16 protein-coding genes and 1 tRNA gene are annotated in these 19349 nt (G+C 66.5%); 8 read left to right on the top strand and 9 right to left on the bottom strand.

The window, feature by feature from the left end; translation table 11 throughout:
• Positions 1-129 precede the first annotated feature (129 nt).
• The 5 genes from FHJ30_RS04285 (at position 130) to FHJ30_RS04265 (ending at position 4237) form a co-directional block, all read left to right on the top strand.
• Complete coding sequence (locus FHJ30_RS04285; protein WP_139028030.1) at positions 130-1863, top strand: phosphodiester glycosidase family protein; 1734 nt, start codon at positions 130-132, stop codon at positions 1861-1863.
• Positions 1864-1912: 49 nt separating this feature from the next.
• A complete protein-coding gene (locus tag FHJ30_RS04280) occupies positions 1913-2884 on the top strand; it encodes a hypothetical protein (RefSeq protein WP_139028028.1) in 972 nt (323 codons plus the stop codon).
• Positions 2844-3503: a DUF416 family protein gene (locus FHJ30_RS04275; protein WP_171058914.1), complete on the top strand. Its 660-nt coding sequence runs from the start codon at positions 2844-2846 to the stop codon at positions 3501-3503. Before FHJ30_RS04280 ends, FHJ30_RS04275 begins: the two co-directional genes overlap by 41 nt.
• Before the next feature lie 60 nt (positions 3504-3563).
• Positions 3564-3989, top strand: coding sequence for a competence protein ComJ (comJ, locus tag FHJ30_RS04270; protein WP_139028025.1), 426 nt, complete (start codon positions 3564-3566; stop codon positions 3987-3989).
• Between the two features lie 62 nt (positions 3990-4051).
• The gene (locus tag FHJ30_RS04265; protein ID WP_139028024.1) at positions 4052-4237 is read left to right on the top strand and encodes a hypothetical protein; all 186 of its coding nucleotides are present in this window, start codon (positions 4052-4054) and stop codon (positions 4235-4237) included.
• 109 nt (positions 4238-4346) lie between these two features.
• Here the strand turns inward: FHJ30_RS04265 and FHJ30_RS04260 are convergent, their stop codons facing one another.
• From FHJ30_RS04260 to FHJ30_RS04225, 8 genes are all read right to left on the bottom strand, one after another.
• Positions 4347-5192 (bottom strand): aldo/keto reductase, encoded by an 846-nt coding sequence (locus FHJ30_RS04260; protein WP_139028023.1) that lies wholly within the window; start codon positions 5190-5192, stop codon positions 4347-4349.
• Positions 5193-5255: 63 nt separating this feature from the next.
• Complete coding sequence (locus FHJ30_RS04255) at positions 5256-5732, bottom strand: hypothetical protein (RefSeq protein WP_139028022.1); 477 nt, start codon at positions 5730-5732, stop codon at positions 5256-5258.
• 7 nt (positions 5733-5739) lie between these two features.
• Positions 5740-6369, bottom strand: a complete 630-nt coding sequence (locus tag FHJ30_RS04250; RefSeq protein WP_139028021.1) for a bacterial proteasome activator family protein — start codon at positions 6367-6369, stop codon at positions 5740-5742.
• A gap of 78 nt (positions 6370-6447) precedes the next feature.
• Positions 6448-6651, bottom strand: a complete 204-nt coding sequence (locus tag FHJ30_RS04245; RefSeq protein WP_139028020.1) for a YbdD/YjiX family protein — start codon at positions 6649-6651, stop codon at positions 6448-6450.
• Complete coding sequence (locus FHJ30_RS04240; protein WP_139028019.1) at positions 6651-8951, bottom strand: carbon starvation CstA family protein; 2301 nt, start codon at positions 8949-8951, stop codon at positions 6651-6653. The genes FHJ30_RS04245 and FHJ30_RS04240 overlap by 1 nt, the downstream gene beginning before the upstream one ends.
• A 269-nt stretch (positions 8952-9220) precedes the next feature.
• The gene (locus FHJ30_RS04235) at positions 9221-9505 is read right to left on the bottom strand and encodes a DUF1540 domain-containing protein (protein ID WP_139028018.1); all 285 of its coding nucleotides are present in this window, start codon (positions 9503-9505) and stop codon (positions 9221-9223) included.
• Between the two features lie 94 nt (positions 9506-9599).
• Positions 9600-10133: a PadR family transcriptional regulator gene (locus tag FHJ30_RS04230; protein ID WP_139028017.1), complete on the bottom strand. Its 534-nt coding sequence runs from the start codon at positions 10131-10133 to the stop codon at positions 9600-9602.
• Positions 10134-10171: 38 nt separating this feature from the next.
• The gene (locus tag FHJ30_RS04225; protein ID WP_139028016.1) at positions 10172-11155 is read right to left on the bottom strand and encodes an NAD(P)H-quinone oxidoreductase; all 984 of its coding nucleotides are present in this window, start codon (positions 11153-11155) and stop codon (positions 10172-10174) included.
• Positions 11156-11262: 107 nt separating this feature from the next.
• Here FHJ30_RS04225 and FHJ30_RS04220 point away from each other — a divergent pair.
• From FHJ30_RS04220 to FHJ30_RS04210, 3 genes are all read left to right on the top strand, one after another.
• Positions 11263-11350, top strand: a tRNA-Ser gene (locus FHJ30_RS04220).
• A 164-nt stretch (positions 11351-11514) separates the two neighbouring features.
• A complete protein-coding gene (locus FHJ30_RS04215) occupies positions 11515-12309 on the top strand; it encodes a VOC family protein (protein WP_139028015.1) in 795 nt (264 codons plus the stop codon).
• Positions 12310-12665: 356 nt separating this feature from the next.
• On the top strand, positions 12666-17222 hold the full coding sequence (locus FHJ30_RS04210) for an ExeM/NucH family extracellular endonuclease (protein ID WP_139028014.1): 4557 nt from the start codon (positions 12666-12668) through the stop codon (positions 17220-17222).
• Positions 17223-17344: 122 nt separating this feature from the next.
• Here the strand turns inward: FHJ30_RS04210 and FHJ30_RS04205 are convergent, their stop codons facing one another.
• Positions 17345-19285, bottom strand: a complete 1941-nt coding sequence (locus tag FHJ30_RS04205; RefSeq protein ID WP_139028013.1) for an FAD/NAD(P)-binding domain-containing protein — start codon at positions 19283-19285, stop codon at positions 17345-17347.
• Positions 19286-19349: the final 64 nt, after the last annotated feature.

Raw genomic sequence — 19349 nt, 5'->3', positions numbered from 1 at the left:
GCCGGTAAACAAGCGATGAAGCGGCGCGGCAGCCGCCAGCGGAAACGAGCCGTGAACACTCCGCCACAACCTGCTGAACTCCGGCGTTTGGCTTCGCCTTCCGGCTGATCGCCTCACTAAGGTCGCAGCATGGAATCCCCACACAAACTCCCCGTCAAGGCTGCCGTCACCGCCCTGGTCCTCGGGCTTCCCGGAGCCTTCCTCACCACCGCCGGCCCTTCCACAGCCAGCCCGTCCCTCCCGTCCGGGGACGCAAAGGCCCTACCCGCCGTCGAACTTAACCTCGGCGCCCAGGACCTGCCCGAAACGCGCGACGTGACGGAACTGGCCCCGGGGCTGACCCGCACGTCGATTACCCGCGGAACGCCCAACCCTTCGCTTTTTTGGACGGCTGAAGTTGCCATTCCGGCCGATTCACCCGATCCGGACGCACCGTCGTCGGCCCTGTCCGGTGAGGCGCAAGCCCAGTCCGTTGCCAACGCACTCACCGCCGCCGGCGTGGCGGCCAGGGTGGAAAAGGTGCAGTCCCCGCAACTTGCCGATGCGGGCGGCGACTTGGGTTACCGGGTCCGTGCCGGCCAGTTCGCCACAAAGGACGACGGCGCCGCGACCGTGGCGCGGATCAAGGCGGCCGGCTACTCATCCTCCGTCCTCTACACAGGGTGGGACGGTGACGCCGGAAGCACCGACCAGTCAAGGGGCCAGTGGAAGCTGGAAGTCCTCAGCATTGATCCGAAGCAGTTCAAAGGCGAACTCTCGTCAACGTTCGGCTCCGACCTGGTGAACCGGGAAACCACCAGCCAGCTGGCGGCCACCGATGGTGCGCTCGCCGGCATCAACGGCGGCTACTTCGTCCTGGACCCCAAGGCCGGCGCCCCCGGGGACCCCGCAGGAACGGCCGTTGTCAACGGCGAGGTCCTCAGCGAACCGGTCGGTGACCGGCCCTCGCTGGTGATCGACGGCAAGAAGAACGAGTCCAGCATCCAGCGGCTGGGCTGGCGCGGCAGCGTCACCGCGGCGGGCGGCGCCCCGGAAGACAGCGTCCCGCCGGGCGGCGCCCCGGAGGACACCGGCGCCGGCAGCGCCGCCAAGGACGCGCCGCTGGCCCTGGACGGCATCAACCGGGTCCCCGGGCTCATCCGGAACTGCGGCGGCACGGGAGATGCCCCCACCGTCCTCCCGCTGCACGACTACACCTGCACGGACCCCGACGAGGTCATTGCCTTCACGGAGGACTTCGGCTCAGCCACACCGTCCGGGCCGGGGCTGGAAGTGCTGCTGGACAGCCACGGCACCGTCACTGCGGTCAGCACCTCCCGGGGCGCGGCCGTGCCCGCCGGGGGACGAACGCTGCAGGCCACGGGTGCCGACGCTGCCACGCTGGGCAGCCTGGCAACGGTGGGCGCCCGCCTCGACGTCGATGCGGACCTCGTCAGCGGGGACGGCAAACCCTTGAAGACCAACGCGTCCACGGATGTGGTCAACGGCGGCCCGGTCCTGGTGTCCGGCGGCACCGAAAATGTCACCGTGAGGCGGGACGGGATGGCGCGCAGCGGGGACAACAACAGCTTCTATTACGGCTGGGTGCACAAGCGCAATCCGCGCACCATCGCCGGCGTTGACGGCCAGGGCCGCACGCTTTTGGTCACCGCCGACGGGCGGCAGACCGCATCCCTTGGGCTGAGCATCAAGGAGGCGGCAGACGTTGCCAGGTCCCTGGGCATGGTGGACGCAATCAACCTCGACGGCGGCGGGTCCACCACCATGGCCGTGGGCGGTCAGGTGGTGAACCGCCCTTCCGACGCGTCAGGTGAACGTCCCGTAGGCGACGCGATCCTCGTGCTCCCCCGCCGCAAGGACTGAACGCCCGCCGCGGCTGCTGGATGCAGCCGCGGCACCTAAGATGGCGTCCATGGAAGACGAGGCCCTGGCAGGGATCGCGGGCGGGCTCTACGCCAAGCCGATGGAAGACTTCGTTGCAGCGCGTACCGCCGCGGCCAAGGACGCTGCCGGTTTGGACAAGGAACTCGGAGCAGCAGTGCGCGCCTTGCCGAAACCGTCAGTCGCCGCCTGGGCCGTCAACATGCTGTCCGTGCACCGGCCTGATGTCCTCGCGGAGCTGGCGGACCTTGGCGGCAGGATGCGCGAGGCACAGTCGTCCCTGGACGCCGGGGCACTCCGGGAGCTGGGGCGTGAGCGCCGCACCCTGCTCGCCGCCGCCGTCGAGACTGCCCGCTCCGTTGCCAAGGAGAACGGCCGGGGCCTCAGCGATGCCGTGGCGGGGGACGTCGAGGAGACCCTTAGGGCCCTGACGGCCGATGAGGGAGCGGCGGCCGCCGTGCGGAGCGGGCGCCTCCTGACCGCGCTGTCTGCCGACGGAATGAACACCGTTGACCTGGAAGGGGTTGTGGCCGTGCCCTCGGCGCTGCCGCCGGCTGCTCCGCCGGCCAGGCCGGCAGCCACAGCGGACAGGAAACCGCGCACGACGACGGCCGGCACCGCCCGTGCCAAGCCGGACAGGCCGCGGCTTGAGGCAGTCCGCCAGACCCCGCGGCCGGCGTCACCGCCGGCATTGGAGAAGGCCAAAGCCGCCCTGGCGGAAGCGCAGGCGGCAGAGGCTGATGCGGCCCAGACGGCCCGGGAGCTGCAGGACCAGGCGGACCAGGCACGGACCGACATTGCGGAACTCATGCAGGAAGCGGCTGAGCTCCGCGCCCGGCTCAGGGGCGTTGACGAGCGGCTGGAGCGCTCCCGGAAAATGCTGGCTGCCACCACCGCGGAGGCCAAGCAGGCGGTGCGTGCGGCGGACAAAGCCGAGCGGACGGCGATGCTCGCGCAGGAACGTGTCCTTCGGCTGGCTCAACTACAGCAAAGTGGCCACTGACGTGCTGAATCGGGTATATGACGAGACGGCGCTGAAAGGCCGGCTTTCACGCCTTGACAAGAGAGCCAAAACGGCATTCGCCGCCGCATGCGCGGAGAGTCTGGCCGCACTTCAAAACCGCTATTGGGACAGGACGGGCGGCAGCGGCGGTGCGGCGCGAACGCGAGACATCCTCGACGCTGCCTGGGACGTTGCTTCCAACGGCAATGCCGACGTCAGCTCGCTCGATTCGGAAGCCGCCGCATTGGCACCCTCGGATGACGAGGAGTGGTCGTTTGATATGGGATACGCACAGAACGCGTCTGCGGCGCTGGCGTATGCGATCAGGACATGGCTATCCGACGACGCGCAGGAAGCCGCGTGGGCCGCCCGGCAGATATACGAAGCCGCCGAATACTCGTTCAGTCAGCCTGACGTGGGCCCGGGCGATGTGCTTGTCCGCAAGGTCAGTGAGGTCTCATCCCACGCTGCGGGCGCTGCTTCATCGGCAGGCATGCAGTCTGTCTTGGCTTTTCTTGACCAAGCACTCAGGATCTGCGAAGACCTGCCACCGTCCTGGACCCAACTGCAACTGATTGCACGGTCGGCGGGTCAGTCGTGGGCCTCCTCTTTCAGGTAGGGCTGAAGGAGCCTGTTTCCTGGGGACACTGTCCGGATAAACATCAAGCAGGGAGCAGAGATGGACGCCGAATTCGACCTCTTCACCGATTACCACCAGTTCACGGTCTCGGACTCGACCGCGGACTTCTCGGATCTTTGGGCGAAATGGACGGACGAAACGGTCGAATCCATGTTCGTCCAGGGCGACCGCTATATCGCCGTGGGCACAGCGCGCGATTTCAACGCACCCGTTCTGATCCGCCTCGACTCGGAGCGGTCATTCACCGGCAGCGTGGACAGGGTCATGACGGGAATCCTGGAGGTCCCCAGCGGAGTGGTGGAGGTATCGGGACCCACGGACAACGGCATGAGCGGCGGGAAGGTGGAGGTGCCACCGGGCACCTACCGGGTGGAGGTGCAGTACTTCAACCTGGAATCGATCGATGACGACGGCATCGAAGGCGACGACCGCTATATGGTCACCCTGACCAGGGTGGAGCGTTGATCCCACAGCAACACGCGGGGCTGATTCCGAAAAATGTCAGACCCCGGTTGCAGACTGGATTCATGGAAAACCAACTGGTACAGGAATTTCACGTCACGTACTTCGACTCCGACTGCGGCCGTGCCCGGGCCGAGGTCTTTGACACTTTGGCCGACGCCGAGCGCTTCGCCAGCCGGTACTGCCGCGAGGAGGACGGCTGGGCCGTCGTGGACGCGGTGGCCGTCGAACAGGTCCGCACTGCCGCCTGAAGAGTTCCGGCTCCCTGCTGACGCCGCTTAAAGCAGGCCGCCCCGGCCTGCTGGACACAGGCCGGGGCGGTTTGCGGAGCCGGCACCCGCTTCGGGCGCCGGTCGCCGGCTAAGCGAAGTCGGAAACTGCAGGATCCGCGCCAATGCGGCCTTCACCGTTGGCGGAGCGGTCCAGCGCGTTGATGGCCTCGACGTCGCTGTCATCCAGGCTGACGTCGAGCGCTGCGAAGTTTTCACGGATCCGGGACTCCGTGACCGACTTGGGAATCACCACGTTGCCGATGGCGAGGTGCCAGGCGATGACAACCTGTGCGGGAGTTGCGTTGTGCTTGGCGGCGATGGATGCCACCGTTGCGTCCTCCAGCAGCTCGCCGCCCTGGCCCAGTGGCGACCAGGCCTGCGTCAGGATCCCCTTGGAAGCGCCAAACTCCCGCAGTTCCCGCTGGCTGAAGTACGGGTGGAGCTCGATCTGGTGGATCGCCGGAACCACGCCCGTCTCGTCGATGAGCCGCTGCAGGCCCTCCACGGTGAAGTTTGAAACACCAATGGACGTGACCCGGCCGCGCTTCTGCAGCTCGATCAGGGCCTTCCAGGTGTCCACGTACTTGTCCTGCTTGGGCTGCATCCAGTGGATCAGGTAAAGGTCCAGGGTTTCCAGCCCGAGCCTGTCCATCGAATCCTCGAAGGCAGCCAGCGTGGACTCATAACCCTGGTCTGCGTTCCAGAGCTTGGTGGTGATGAAGAGCTGTTCCGGGGACAAACCGGAACTGGCGATCGCCCGCCCCACGCCCGCCTCGTTGCCGTAGATCTTGGCGGTGTCGATGTGGCGGTAGCCCGCTTCAAACGCCTGGCGGACCACCTTTTCAGCCACGCCGTCCTCAACCTGCCACACGCCGTAGCCGAGCTGGGGGATGGTGTTTCCGTCATTGAAGGTCAATGTAGGTGAAAGTGTCATCCGTCCATCCTGCCAAACCGCGGGTACCGTCCGGGCGGTATTACCGGAAAGTAAGCCAGGCGCTTAACCGGGAATACCCAAGTGCTGCGGCCCGGAACCCTCTTCGCTCAGGTGCCGTTCGGCGTCGGCCACCTGCTGGAACACGGACTCGGCGCGACGGCGGACGGAGGCCGCTCCTACCGGGATGGGGCCCACGGCGAGCCGGAGCATGGCGGCTGCTTCGGCGGTCGTGGCCAGCGAGTTGCCGGCCTTGGACAGGGCGCGGTGAACCCCGGAAAGGGCCACGGGGATATCAAGGCCGTCGTTGGGCGAACGCCGCTGCGCTTCCATGCACACCAGCCGTACCCTTTCGAGGAGGCCCGCCAGTTCATTGGCGATCTCCAGCAATTCGGCGTACAGCTGGTCGTCCTCCACGCCTTCAAGCACCTGGTGGAAGCGGTCCAGGCCCCGCTGGAAACGGTCATGGGCCCGGCGCCACAGCCCCTGGCCCAGCTCCGCGTCGTCCTTGCGCCCCTGCCTGGCGGCGCTGAAAAATCCCAAGCGGAACCTAGAGGTATTGTCCGGGACCGTGGTCCGGGTCGTCCCGCTGGCCAGGCCGTGCCGGGCTTCCGGACCGGGCACCCGCACCGGCGCGCTGCGGCTCCCCGTTTTCCCCGATGACCACTCCCGGCGCGATCATGGTGCCGGGCGGGAGCTGGCGGAGCTGCATCTGCGCGGCCGCGTGCTCACGGGCCGCATGCTGTGCAGCAATGGCAGTCTGGATCCCGTGGAACAATCCCTCCAGCCACCCGACAAGCTGGGCCTGGGCTATCCGGAGTTCAGCGTCGGAGGGAGTGGCCTCGTCGGAGAAGGGCAGGCTGATCCTGTCCAGTTCCTCCACCAGCTCAGGTGCCAGCCCGTCCTCCAACTCCTTGATGGAGCGCGCGTGGATCTCGGCGAGCCTGCCCCGGGCAGCGTCATCCAGGGGCGCAGACTTCACTTCCTCCAGGAGCTGCCGGATCATGGTTCCGATCCGCATCACCTTGGCCGGTTCATCCACCAGGTCCTGGAGGTTGCTTCCCTTGGGCCTGCCATCCGCCGGGGCGGCCTGGGCGGGCACCGGCGGCTGCCGATCATCGATGGGAGTGCCTTCTACGGGGAGGTCCTCAGCTGACTGAGTGTCTTGTGGATCGCTCATGCGTTCATACTCTCATGAGCGATCCACCCGGGACTCACTCGATGAACCCTCCCGGCGGCTTGTCCGCTGCAAGCTCAATCAGCAGCACCGGCCTTGGGGGTTGCTGTCCTGGCGGTCGGTCCGGTCGCGCCAGAACTCGCGCTCGGTCAGGGGCGCTGTCCCGTGCCCGGCCGCCCTGTGATGCTCCAGGTACTTGGCGTAGGCGTCCGCGCCCATGACACCGCCGAGGTACCGGGCGAAGCCCTTGAACCCGATGGAGAGTCCGGTGAGGGCCGCGCCCATCAGTGGTGACCTGCCCGTTCGAAGCGGAGTTCAGCCGGAACCTTGTCCCATTCCGCCATCAGCTCGCGCTCAGCGGGAGTGGGAATCAACCCGGCAGGGGCAAAGACCCGTGAAGGCTTGGCGGGATCTTCATTGTCCGTGATGACCGCTCCCGACGTGCGGCTGCGGAACGCCTTGATCGTGGCGAGCAGCGCCGTCGCGATCACAATGATGCTGAGCACCACGAAGATCACCGACAGCCAGCCCTGGATGGCAGTGTTGCGGACCACGGCTTCCATGGCTGCCACGGACTTTGCGGTACCAAACTCGGTCTTCCCGTCGGCCAGTGCCTTGCTGAAGGCCGCGTTGTTGGCGAAGTAGCCCACTGCCGGGGTGGACGAGAAGATCTTCTGGTAGCTTGCCGTAATGGTGACCACGGCGGCGAACGCCAGCGGCAGCGCGACGATCCAGAGGTAGTTGAAGGTGCCGCGCTTGGCTACGATGGCCAGGCACACGGACAGGGCGATGGCCGCGAGCAGCTGGTTGGCGATTCCGAAGAGCGGGAACAGCGTGTTGATGCCGCCCAGGGGGTCTGTCACACCCATCAGCAGCACGGCGCCCCAGGCCCCGACCATGATCGCCGTGCAGAGCCAGGCACCCGGGCGCCAGGAGTGCTCTTTGAACTTGGGGATGAAGTTGCCGATCGAGTCCTGCAGCATGAACCGGGCAACACGGGTGCCGGCGTCCACTGCGGTGAGGATGAAAAGGGCTTCGAACATGATGGCGAAGTGGTACCAGAACGCCATCATGGCCGTCCCGCCGATGAACTGCTGCATGATGTGCGCCAGTCCCAAGGCGAGCGTGGGCGCGCCGCCGGTCCGGGACACGATGCTTTGCTCGCCCACGTTCTCGGCTGTCTGGGCCAGGAGGTCCGGGCTGATGTTGACCCCCGCCAGGCCCAGGCTGTTGACCCAGGTAGCGGCTGTTTCCACCGTTCCGCCGGTCAGCGCCGCCGGCGAGTTCATGGCGAAGTAGAGGCCGCGGTCGATCGAGATGGCGGCCACGAGCGCCATGATCGCCACGAAGGACTCCATCAGCATGCCGCCGTAGCCAATGAAGCGGGTCTGCCGTTCCTTTTCCACCAGCTTTGGAGTGGTGCCCGAGGAGATCAGCGCATGGAAGCCGGACAGGGCGCCGCAGGCGATGGTGACGAACAGGAAGGGGAAGAGCGCGCCGGGGAACACCGGACCGTTCTCCCTGCTGGCGAACTCGCTGAAGGCCGGGACGGTGATTTCCGGGCGGACCGCAATGATGGCCACGGCGAGCATCACGATCACGCCGATCTTCATGAACGTGGACAGGTAGTCACGCGGTGCCAGCAGCAGCCACACCGGCAGGATGGCCGCGATGAAGCCGTAAATGATGATGCCCCAGGCGATGGTGACCCGGTCCAGGCTGAAGACGTCCGCACCCCACGGGGTTTCGGCCACGATGCCGCCGCCGATGATGGCCGCCATCAGCAGCACAAAGCCGATCAGCGATACTTCCAGGACCTTCCCGGGACGCAGGTAGCGCAGGTAGACACCCATGAACAGGGCGATCGGGATAGTCATGCCGACGGAGAAGACACCCCACGGGCTTTCACCCAGGGCATTGACGACGACGAGCGCCAGGATGGCGACGATGATCACCATGATGAGCAGGGTGGCTATTAGGGCGGCGGTGCCGCCCACGACGCCGAGCTCCTCGCGGGCCATCTGTCCCAGCGACCGTCCGCCGCGCCGCATCGAGAAGAACATCACCAGGTAGTCCTGGACCGCGCCCGCAAGGACGACGCCGATAATGATCCAGATTGTGCCGGGCAGGTAGCCCATCTGCGCGGCCAGCACGGGTCCCACCAGCGGACCCGCGCCGGCGATGGCGGCAAAGTGGTGGCCGAACAGGACATTTCGGTCTGTCCGGACGTAGTCCTTGCCGTCGGCCTTGTACTCGGCAGGCGTGGCACGGCGGTCATCAGGTTTGGTGATGTACCGCTCGATCACCTTGGAGTAGAAGCGGTAGCCGATGAGGTAGGTGCAGACCGAAGCGAACACAAACCAGATGGCGTTCACCGTCTCGCCGCGGATGATGGCCAGCATGAACCAGGCCACGCCGCCGAGGAGTGCAATCGCAGCCCAAAGCGCGATCTTTCCCGGGGTCCACTTCCTCTCTTCGGCCTCACGGACCGCGTCATCCACCGCTGTGGGCGGCAGGGCCGGGTCGGTGGCGGCAACGCCCCTGCCTCCGGATGCATTTCCCCGCTGATCAGGCGTTTTGGCCATGTCTCCTCCTTGAGATGGTACTGGTCTCCCCTACTAAGCCAGCTTACCTAGCCGCGCTCCCATTCCAGAGGGGTTTATGCATGGCGATGCGAAGTCATGCGGCGAGCGGAGTGGATGCGGCGGCGAGTGACAGGCAAAACACGGAAACAGGGAAGCACTGAAAGCACTGAAAACGCGCCGCAAGGAACGCGCGGCGTACGCAGGGAAGGCCTCCGTCCGGACAGTCCGGGCGGAGGCCTTGGCTTCTTCGCTGGACGCGCGGAACCGGCTTAGGCGTGTGCGTAGGTGAGACAGTCAGCGTTGTCCGCGCCGGGGCCGACGTGGACCTCGGGTGCTTTGCACATCAGGTGGTCATTGTGGACGCACTCGGCGCGCTGGCACGCCCCGACGTCGGCAAGGACCTTGGGCAGTCCGCCGTGGATCCCGGTCTCGATGAAGGTGGCGCAGTGTGCATGGTTCTCGGCGCCGCCCACAGTGATGGCGGCGGCATTGCAGTTGGTGTGGTCGTTAAAGGAACAGTTCGTTACGCTGCAGTCGGCGACGTGCGTTGTCATGAGCTTCCTCCGTTGGTTCCACCGCCCGGCCGGACGGTTCGTGGAACTTACGGTATGCCCGCCGGTGGCATTCAAAAAGACCCAATTGTGTTTCCTATTTCCCCTGCGCCTGCTGGATCATCCTGGCCTCGCACAGGTCCAGCCACCGTACTTCCGCCTCCGCCTGGAAGATCAGGGAGTCCAGGACCAGCAGCGACGCCGTGTCACCGGCCCGCTGGTTCAGTGCGGTGTCCCGGCGGGCCTTCGAGTAGTCCTGCAGCGACCTGAGGGAGGATACCCGCTGGTTCTGGATGATGGCCTGGACGTCGACGCCGGGGAGGGTGACGGCGAGCGCCAGCTTGATGGCAAGCTCGTTGCGGGGCGGGTTGTTCCGCTCCACGGGTACCGCGAACCAGTTCCGGATTTCGGCCTTGCCGGCCGCGGTGATGCTGTAGACCACGTGGCCGTTCCCGTCGTCGCCATCCCTGGCCACCAGCGCATCGCGTTCCAGCCGGTCCAGAGTGGTGTACACCTGCCCGATGTTGAGCGGCCACGTGGCACCAGTGCGGTTCTCGAATTCAACCCGCAGCTGGTAGCCGTAGCGGGGCTGGTCCTCCAACAGGGCGAGGAGGCTGTGGCGGATGGACATGCTGTTCCTTGTATTTGGCGGGCATCGGCGTGCGGAACCTACATCAGCAGGAGGACCTTGCCCACGTGCTCGCCGGTGTCGAAGTACCGGTGGGCGGCGCGCACCTGGTCCAGGGGGAAGGTCTTTGCCACCAGCGGGCGGACGGTTCCGTCGCTGATAAGCGGCCACACGGCGTCGCGGACGGCGTTCATAATGGCGCCCTTTTCCGCTACCGGACGCGGGCGCAGCGCGGTGGCCACGACGGCGGCGCGCTTCTTGAGCAGCTGCCCCAGGTCGAGCTCCCCCTTGGTTCCTCCCTGCAGCCCGATGACCACCAGGCGTCCGTAGTCGGCGAGCGCGTCCACGTTCTGCGCCAGGTATTTGGCGCCCACGACGTCGAGGATTACGTCCGCGCCCTTGCCCCCGTTCTGGCGGCGAAGGCTTTCGGGAAAGTCCTCCTCGGCATAATTGATGGCGATGTCGGCCCCCAGGAAGGCTTTTGCCGTGCCCACCTTTTCATCAGATCCGGCAGTGGCTGCAACCCTGGCGCCGAGCGCCTTGGCGAGCTGGATAGCCATGGTGCCGATCCCGCCCGTTGCCCCATGGATCAGGACGGTTTCACCCGCCTGCAACTGCGCCGTCATCACCAGGTTGGAGTAGACCGTGGCCGCAACCTCGGGAAGGGCAGCTGCCGTCACCAGGTCAACGCCGTCGGGCACGCGCAGGACCTGCTCGGCCGGGACCGCCACCTGCTGCGCGTACCCGCCGCCGGCCAACAGTGCCACTACCTTGTCGCCAAGGGAGAAGGCTTTTGTGACACCGGGACCGAATCCCGCAATCCTGCCGGACACTTCAAGGCCGGGAATTTCCGATGCGCCGGGCGGTGGCGGATAAAGGCCCCTCCGCTGCTGCACGTCCGCCCGGTTAAGGCCGGCCGCTACGACGTCGATCAGCACCTCTCCGGTACCGGGTACCGGGGCTTCAGCCTCCCGGACCTCCAGAACTTCCGGGCCGCCCGGCTCCGAAATGTAGACGGCTTTCATGGAACACTCCCGTTTCTGACTGAATACTGCGTGCAACCAGTGTGCACCGGACACCTTCCGGGCTCTGTTTTGTTGCAGGCAAGTGCCTATGAAACACTACTGGGTGAGGAAGGTTGTCCGAGCGGCCGAAGGAGCTAGTCTTGAAAACTAGTGTGCGGTAACCCCGTACCAAGAGTTCGAATCTCTTACCTTCCGCGAAACAGGACCCCTGTCCGCCAGTACGCTGGCCGGCAGGGGTCCTTCGTTTAGCCGGACCCCGTGAAACTGGGCCCCTTGAAAGTGTCAGACCCCGGAAATAGGGTCGGGGTGTTCCACCCCGAAGGCCCCCGCCTGCCGGCGCACACCAAGAGGAGACTGCCATGCCCAGCCCCGTACCCACACCCGGCGCACCCTGCTGGATCGACCTCATGACCACCGACGTCAACACAGCCCGGCGTTTCTACGGCGAGCTGTTCGGCTGGGAGTACCAGGCCGGGGACGAGGAAAAATACGGCGGGTACGTGACCGCATCGAAGAACGGCAAAGCGGTTGCGGGGATCATGCAGAAGGACGGGAGCCAGGCGGGCAAGCCTGACACGTGGTCCACTTACCTTCGAACCGACGACGCCGCAGCCACTGCCAAAGCGGTGGAAGCCCACGGCGGGCAGGTCTATATGCCGCCCATGGACGTTCCCGGGCAGGGGCACATGGCCATGTTTGGTGACGACACGGGAGCAGCCATCGGTGTGTGGCAACCGCGGGAAATGCTTGGCTACGAGCTGGTCGGCGAGCCGGGAACCGCCGCCTGGCACGAACTCCACGCCAAGGACTACGACGCCGCCGTGAAGTTCTACCAGGATGTGTTCGGCTGGGAAACGGAGGTCATGAGCGACGCCCCCGGGTTCCGCTACACCACCATGGGCTCGGGGATGAATGCACAGGCGGGAATCCTGGACGCCTCGGGCTACCTGACCGGTGAGATCCCCTCGCACTGGCAGGTGTATTTCTCCGTGGAGGACACCGATGCCGCCATCGACCAGGCCAAGGCCATGGGCGCCACAGTCCTGGAGGGGCCGGCGGACAGCGACTTCGGCCGGGTAGCGCAGCTCGCCGATCCTGCCGGGGCCACCTTCAAGATCATCTCGGCGCAGGCAGGCTCGGGGCAGGCCCAGTAGGTCTCTGCCCGGGTGCAGCCACCCGGGAAATCAAACCCCTGCCGGCCGGAGCTTTCCAGGAAGCTACCGGCCGGTATCCTTTGTGATGCCCGGCACATTCCGTTCCGGGCACCAACCAAGCATCGACAGCATCCACCGGGACCGGGCGACTGGGGCTCCGGCCGGTGGGGCGGCGTGTTCCGCTGGGGAACGGCCCGCCGAATGCACGCGCTATCAATCCTGCGTTCATTCAGAGCTGTTGGGATGTGCCGGATACCACTTGACCAGGAGCAGGATCCGGGCCCTTGTGCGCTGGGTACAACCCGGACACCTTCCATCGGTTCCCCTACCGGGGACCCTTCTGAAAGTAAGAGCGGATGCATCAAACACCTTGGAAACTGGCGCTGGGAACAGTGCTGTCGGCGGGGCTGGCAGCAGCGCCCGTGGCAGCCTTGCCCGCAGTCGCCGACTCGACAGCCGCGGAGGTCTCAGCCGCGGCAGGAACCTCCCCCGTTGTGATCAACGAGGCCTACCTCAGCGGTGGCAGCAGCGGCGCCGCATACAAAAACAAGTTCGTGGAGCTGTACAACACGTCGGACGCCCCCGTCCCGCTGGACGGCTGGTCGGTCCAGTACCGTGCAGCCTCAGCCGCGACGGCCCCCACCAGCGTGGCCGCCCTCTCCGGTTCGATCCCGGCCAAGGGGCACTACCTGATCCAGGGTGGAAGCAACGGTGCCAACGGTGCGGACCTTCCCGCACCTGACCTCGTTGCCGGTGCCCTGAACTTCAGTGGCTCGGCCGGCACCATCGTGCTCGCCAAGCAGCCCACCGCCGTCGCGCTCGGCACCGGTTCCCAGGTGGAACCCGCCGGAGTGGCCGACCTGCTGGGCTACGGCACGTCCAACACCTTCGAAACACACGCAGCCCAGGCCCCCGCAGGAAATACCGACGTCAAGAGCCTGAACCGGGCAGCAGGGTCGGACAGCAACAGCAACGCCGCGGACTTCGCCCTGAACGCCGCCATCACACCCACCGGGACGGGCAGCACCGCCACGCCCGATCCTGGCCCCACTGCGGACCCAACGCCAGCGCCCACACCGTCCACGCGGTCCATCGCCGAGATCCAGGGCACTGGCACCGCGAGCCCGCTGGCAGGTTCCACGGTCACCACCACCGGCAAGGTCACCGCAGTCTTCCCCACGGGCGGGCTCAACGGCTACTACCTGCAAACGGCTGGCACCGGCGGCGACCTGACGGCAACCAACCATGCCGCTTCGGACGGAATCTTTGTCTACTCCCCCGCCACAGCGGCTTCGGTGCAGGCCGGAGACTACGTCCAGGTGTCAGGCGCGGTGGCGGAGTACTACGGCATGACGCAGCTCAACGTCACTGCGGCGTCCGGCCTCACCAAGCTGGCCGAGGCCGCGCCTGAAGTCAAGGCCACGGCCTTCGCGCTGCCGGCCAACGAGGCTCTCCGGGAATCCCTTGAGGGAATGCTCCTCGCTCCCCAGGGCCCGCTGACCGTCACGGACAACTACAGCCTGAACCAGTACGGGGAGATCGGCCTGGCCGGCGGGACAACACCCCTGGTCCAGCCCACCGCCGTCGCGCCTTACGGCTCCCCTGAATACACCGCCACGGTAGCGGAGAACGCCGCCCGCGGCATCAAGCTCGACGACGGCTCCAGCACCAACTTCCTCAAGGACGCCGCCACCAAAGCCCAGGTCCTGCCCTACCTGACCGCCACGGACCCGATAAGGGTGGGCTCCCCCGCCACCTTCACCACCAACGTGGTGCTGGGCTACGGCAACAACGCCTGGAAGCTCCAGCCGCTGACCCACCTGACGGAAGCCAACAAGGCCGCCGTTCAGCCGGCGTCGTTCGGGGCAACCCGCACCGATGCTCCGGCCGCTGTGGGCGGGAACCTGAAGATCGCCTCCTTCAACGTGCTCAACTACTTCCCCACCACCGGCGACCAGCTCACCGGCTGCACCTTCTACGAGGACCGCGAAGGCAACCCGATCACGGTCCGCGGCGGCTGCAATGCACGCGGGGCAGCCAACGCGGAGAACTTCAAGCGGCAGCAGGACAAGATCGTCACCGCCATCACCAAGGCCGGCGCGGACGTTGTCACGCTGATGGAAATCGAGAACTCCGCCCAGTTCGGCAAGGACCGGGACGACGCCCTCGCCAAGCTGGTGGACGCGCTGAACATCGAGACCCCGGGGATCTGGGACTACGTCCGCTCGCCTGCCAACGCCCCGCCGCTGAGCGACGAGGACATGATCCGCACCGCGTTCATCTACAAAAAGGCCGTCGCTGAACCCGTGGGTGAATCCATCATCCACAATGACACCGTTGCATTTTCCACCGCACGCAAGCCCCTGGCCCAGGTCTTCAAGCCCGTGGGGGGCGACCCGGGGACAGAGTTCATCGCCATCGCCAACCACTTCAAGTCCAAAGGCTCCGCCGCCACGCCGGACGACACCGACCAGGGCCAGGGCGCTTCAAACCTGGCCCGCACCGCCCAGGCCAAATCCCTGCTGGAGTTCAGCAAGTCCCTGCAGGAGTCCAAGGGCACGGACAAGGTGTTCCTCATTGGCGACTTCAACGCCTACGCCAAGGAAGACCCCATCAACGTCTTCACTGCTGCGGGCTACGTCAACCAGGACGAGAAGGCACGCAACGCGGACGGTTCCGCCAAGCACTCGTACCTGTTCGGCGGGACGGTGGGCTCCCTGGACCACATCCTGGCCTCCCCCGCCGCCAACGCGGCGGTCACCGGAGCGGACATCTGGAACATCAATTCCGTAGAATCCGTGGCCCTGGAGTACAGCCGCTACAACAACAACATCACCAACTACTACGCCCCGGACCAGTACCGCGCCAGCGACCACGATCCCGTTGTGGTGGGCCTGGACCTGCGGTCCGCGCCCGCCACCGTTGACCTGAACTTCCTGGGCATCAACGACTTCCACGGCCGGATCGATTCCAACACCGTGCTGTTCGCCGGGACCATCGAGAAGCTCCGGGCGGCAGCCGCCCCCGGGGCTACCGCCTTCCTCTCCGCCGGAGACAACATCGGGGCGTCGCTGTTTGCCTCCGCCGTCGCCAAGGACCAGCCCACCATCGACGTGCTGAACGCACTGGAACTGAAGGCCTCGGCCGTGGGCAACCACGAGTTCGACGGCGGGTGGGCGGACCTGCGCGACCGCGTCATCTCCGGCGGCACCAACGCGAAGTTCCCCTACCTGGGGGCCAACGTCTACAGGAAGGGCACCACCGAACCGGTCCTGCCTGAATTCACCGTCCTTGAGATGAACGGCGTCAGGGTGGCCGTGATCGGCACTGTCACCCAGGAGGTCCCGTCCCTGGTGACCCCCGCCGGCATTGCCGACCTTGAGTTCGGCGATCCGGTGGAAGCCATCAACCGGGCGGCGGCGCGCATCACCTCAGGGAACCTTGCCGACGTCATCATCGTGGATAACCACGACGGCGCCGGTTCAGGTGTGGTGGAAGGCGCCACGCTGGAGCAGGAAGTGGCAGCCGGCGGTCCCTTCGCCAGGCTGGTCACCGAAACATCCGCGGACGTTGACGCCATTTTCACCGGCCACACCCACAAGGAATACGCCTGGGATGCCCCCGTCCCCGGCGTCGAGGGCAAGACCCGTCCCATCGTCCAGACCGGCAACTACGGCGAGAACGTGGGGCAGATCCAGCTCACCGTGGATAACGCCACGAAGCAGGTCACGTCCTACAAGGCAGGCAACGTTAGGCGCACCACGGACCCGGTGGCGGACCTGATCGCCGCCTACCCGCGAGTGGCCGCCGTCGACGCGATCGTCAGGAAGGCACTCGCTGAGGCCGCCGTCGTCGGAAACCAGCCTGTTGGTTCCGTCACGGCGGACATCACCACGGCGTTCACCACGGACGCCGCCGGTGCTGCCAAGCGCGATGACCGCGGGAACGAATCCACCCTGGGCAACCTGGTGGCCGATTCGCTCCTGGATTCGTTGCAGCCGGCCGAGCTGGGCGGCGCCGAAATCGGCGTCGTCAATCCTGGCGGCCTGCGGAACGAGCTTTACTACGCCCCGGACGGGAGCATCACGTATGCGGAGGCCAACGCCGTGCTGCCGTTCGTGAACAACCTCTGGACCACATCCCTGACGGGCGCCCAGTTCAAGACGCTGCTGGAGCAGCAGTGGCAGACCAACGCGGACGGGACGGTGCCCAGCCGCGCCTACCTCCAGCTGGGCCTGTCAAAGAACGTGAACTACACCTACGACGCCGCCCGGCCCGCCGGGGACCGCATCACGTCGGTCCGCGTGAACGGCGCCGCCCTGGACCCGGCGAAGTCCTACCGAGTGGGCACGTTCAGCTTCCTGGCAACAGGCGGCGACAACTTCCGGGCTTTCACGGAGGGCGCCAACACCAAGGACTCGGGACTGGTGGACCGGGATGCCTGGATCAGCTACCTGCAGGAGAGCAGCCCCGTTTCGCCGGACTTCGCCCGGCGCTCCGTGGCGGTCGCCAACACCACGCCGGCTGAGGTCAAGCCCGGGGAGCAGGTCAGCCTCACAGTGTCCAAGCTGGACCTCACATCGCTGGGCAGCCCGGTCAACAAGACTCTCTCCGCAGTGTTCACCGACGCCGCCGGTGCGGTAACCCAACTGGGGATGGTGCCGGTGGAAGCTGGCACGGCCAACGTGAACCTGCCCGTACCGTCCGGCGCAGCCGGCGGGACAGGGACGCTTGTGCTCACGGCGGCTGAATCCGGCACCGTGGTGACGGTTGCGGTGACAGTGGCGAGCATTCCGGTTGAACCAGGATGCACCACTCCCGTCAAGCCCGCCCGGCCCACGGACCTTGCCGGGCAGCTGAACTACGGACAGGCCATGGCCGCCTACCGGGCCTGCCTGCGCGCGAACCGGTAACCATCCCAACAAACGCTCTCTCACTCAATGCGCGTTTTTCCCCTACGCTCTCTCACCCAAAATTTTCGGGTGAGAGAGCGTTCGGGTTTAAGGCGCATCAAGTGAGAGAGCGTCCGGGAAAGTTACAGCCCCAGGATGGCCCCGGCGATTTCGTCAGCGTCGCGCAGGGTCCGCTGGCCGCTGCGGTAGTTGGGCCCGCCGGGCTGGAGGGCCTCGGCGGCGATGGCCGTGCCCCACTGGACGGACGAGAGCTGCAGGCCCAGCACGTACAGGCCTTCGGTTACGGAGCCGTTGGCTGCAACTGGGCGGTAGGGATGTGCCACCACGTCCAGGCCGGTGGACTGGACGGGCGCCCCCTCCACCGTCATCATGAGCCGCGGCCGCACCAGGCCGTCCGCCAGCAGCTGCTCGAGCACCGGCGAATCGTTAGCCGAAACCCGGTTTCCGGGCGCGAGCGCCTCCACCATGGTCCGGGCAGTCACCGGAGCCCCGCCCACCCAGGGTGAAGACGCCGTAAACGCGCCGTTCTTACGGTCAACCGCGAACTTGGGGTCCGGCCCCACGAAGCTCACCACACCTGCCCGGGCCAGCGCTGCAAGCTGCTCGGAGCGCAGCGCGGGAGGCCCGCTGGCGAGTCCCTCCACAAACGACTCGAACCAGCCACGCAGTCCCGCCACCCAGGATTCATCGGTGATGCCGCCGTCGGCAACTGCCGTCTTCAGCACGGCGCGCCCGTGGTGGAGCGCCCCGATGGCCATCTTCACGGGGTCGTCCTCGCCGAGCGCGGACCGGCGGGCATCGTCCAGCAGGTAATCCACGACGGCGGCATCCAGTTCCGCGCGTGAGGCAAAGGAGCGTCCGGCCAGGGGTGCGGCGAGCGCCGGCAGGTCCAACCGGTGCCGGGGCCCCACATGGACGGCCAGCACACTCTGCACGCTGTCCTCCCAGTTGGCGGCACTGTGCGCGTGCGGGTGGAGCGCCTCCTCCAGGTCGGCAAGGAACGCCTGAGCGTCAGGTACCGCGTTCGGCTGGGAACGGACCAGGGTGGAGTAGTACGCCCAGAGCGCGTCACGGTGAAGGAGCGGCCAGAAGTCATGGTCGAAGGCGGGGCGGATTCCGGCCGTGCGGAACCGTTCCAGTGCCGCTTCGGTGAAGTAGCGCAGGGTGACCGACGCCGGGTAGTAGCCGTTCAGCGCGGCTTTCCCCCGGTAGGGCGTTCCCCGCCGGGAAGCGGCAATGATCCGCGGTTCCTGGCCCGACGGCTCGTAGCTGAGCGCCGTTCCGTTACTGACGAACTTTCCGCCGCGGCCCTCCGTCAGCTGGACCATGGTGTCGAAAAAGTTGAGCCCCATGCCCCGGACCAGGACGGGCTCACCTGCGGGAATGAGCGACCAGTCCACGTCTGCAGGAACGGCCGGCGGGAAGTACTGCAGGCCCAACCGCCGGGCCGACGCCTCCAGTTCGCGCTGTTCAGGGTTCAGGCGTGACGGGACGTGGCCCAGGGCAAGCACCACGGCGTTGGTGCGCAGCGTGGCTCCGGTGGCCAGGCCGACGTCGAACGTTCCGTCCCCCGACGGGCGCACGGACTGTGCTGACGTTTCGTGGAAGGTGATGGTGACGCCGTCGGGCGCTTTGGATGCCAGCTCCTCCAGGGTGCTGCGGAGGTAGCGGCCGTAGAGGGCGCGGCTGGGAAAGTCGTTGGCCTCCAGGACGGCCAGTTCAGCAAGTTCGTCCTCGCCGAGCGCAGGCGACGGGTGCCGCTGCTGCCTGGCCCGCCACTGGTCAAAGGTGGTTCCGGCGACCGGCGGGGCCAGGTCCGGATCCTCCGGAATCAGCGTGGGGTAGAAGGACTGCGTGTTCATCAGGAACAGCCGGGACTGATGCGGCTGCCACACGTGCCCAGGGCCCGCCGGATAGGGGTCGATGACATCGATGTGGAGGCGCACGGGGCCCGCACCCGCAGTGATCTGCGCGGCACAGCGGGCGAGCAGGCGTTCCAGGACGCTGGTGCCCCGCGGACCTGCGCCGATGATGGCGGTCCGGGTGCTCTGCGTTTTTTCCACGCCATCCAGCGTACGGGCTGAAAACAAAGTGTGCGCCCGACGCTTGACTTGCCAGCCGGGGTGC

The sequence above is a fragment of the Arthrobacter sp. BB-1 genome, from assembly GCF_006151685.1.
GTDB lineage: Bacteria > Actinomycetota > Actinomycetes > Actinomycetales > Micrococcaceae > Arthrobacter.
Note: the sequence above shows the minus strand (reverse complement) of the source record. Positions and strands in the feature narration are given on the sequence as shown.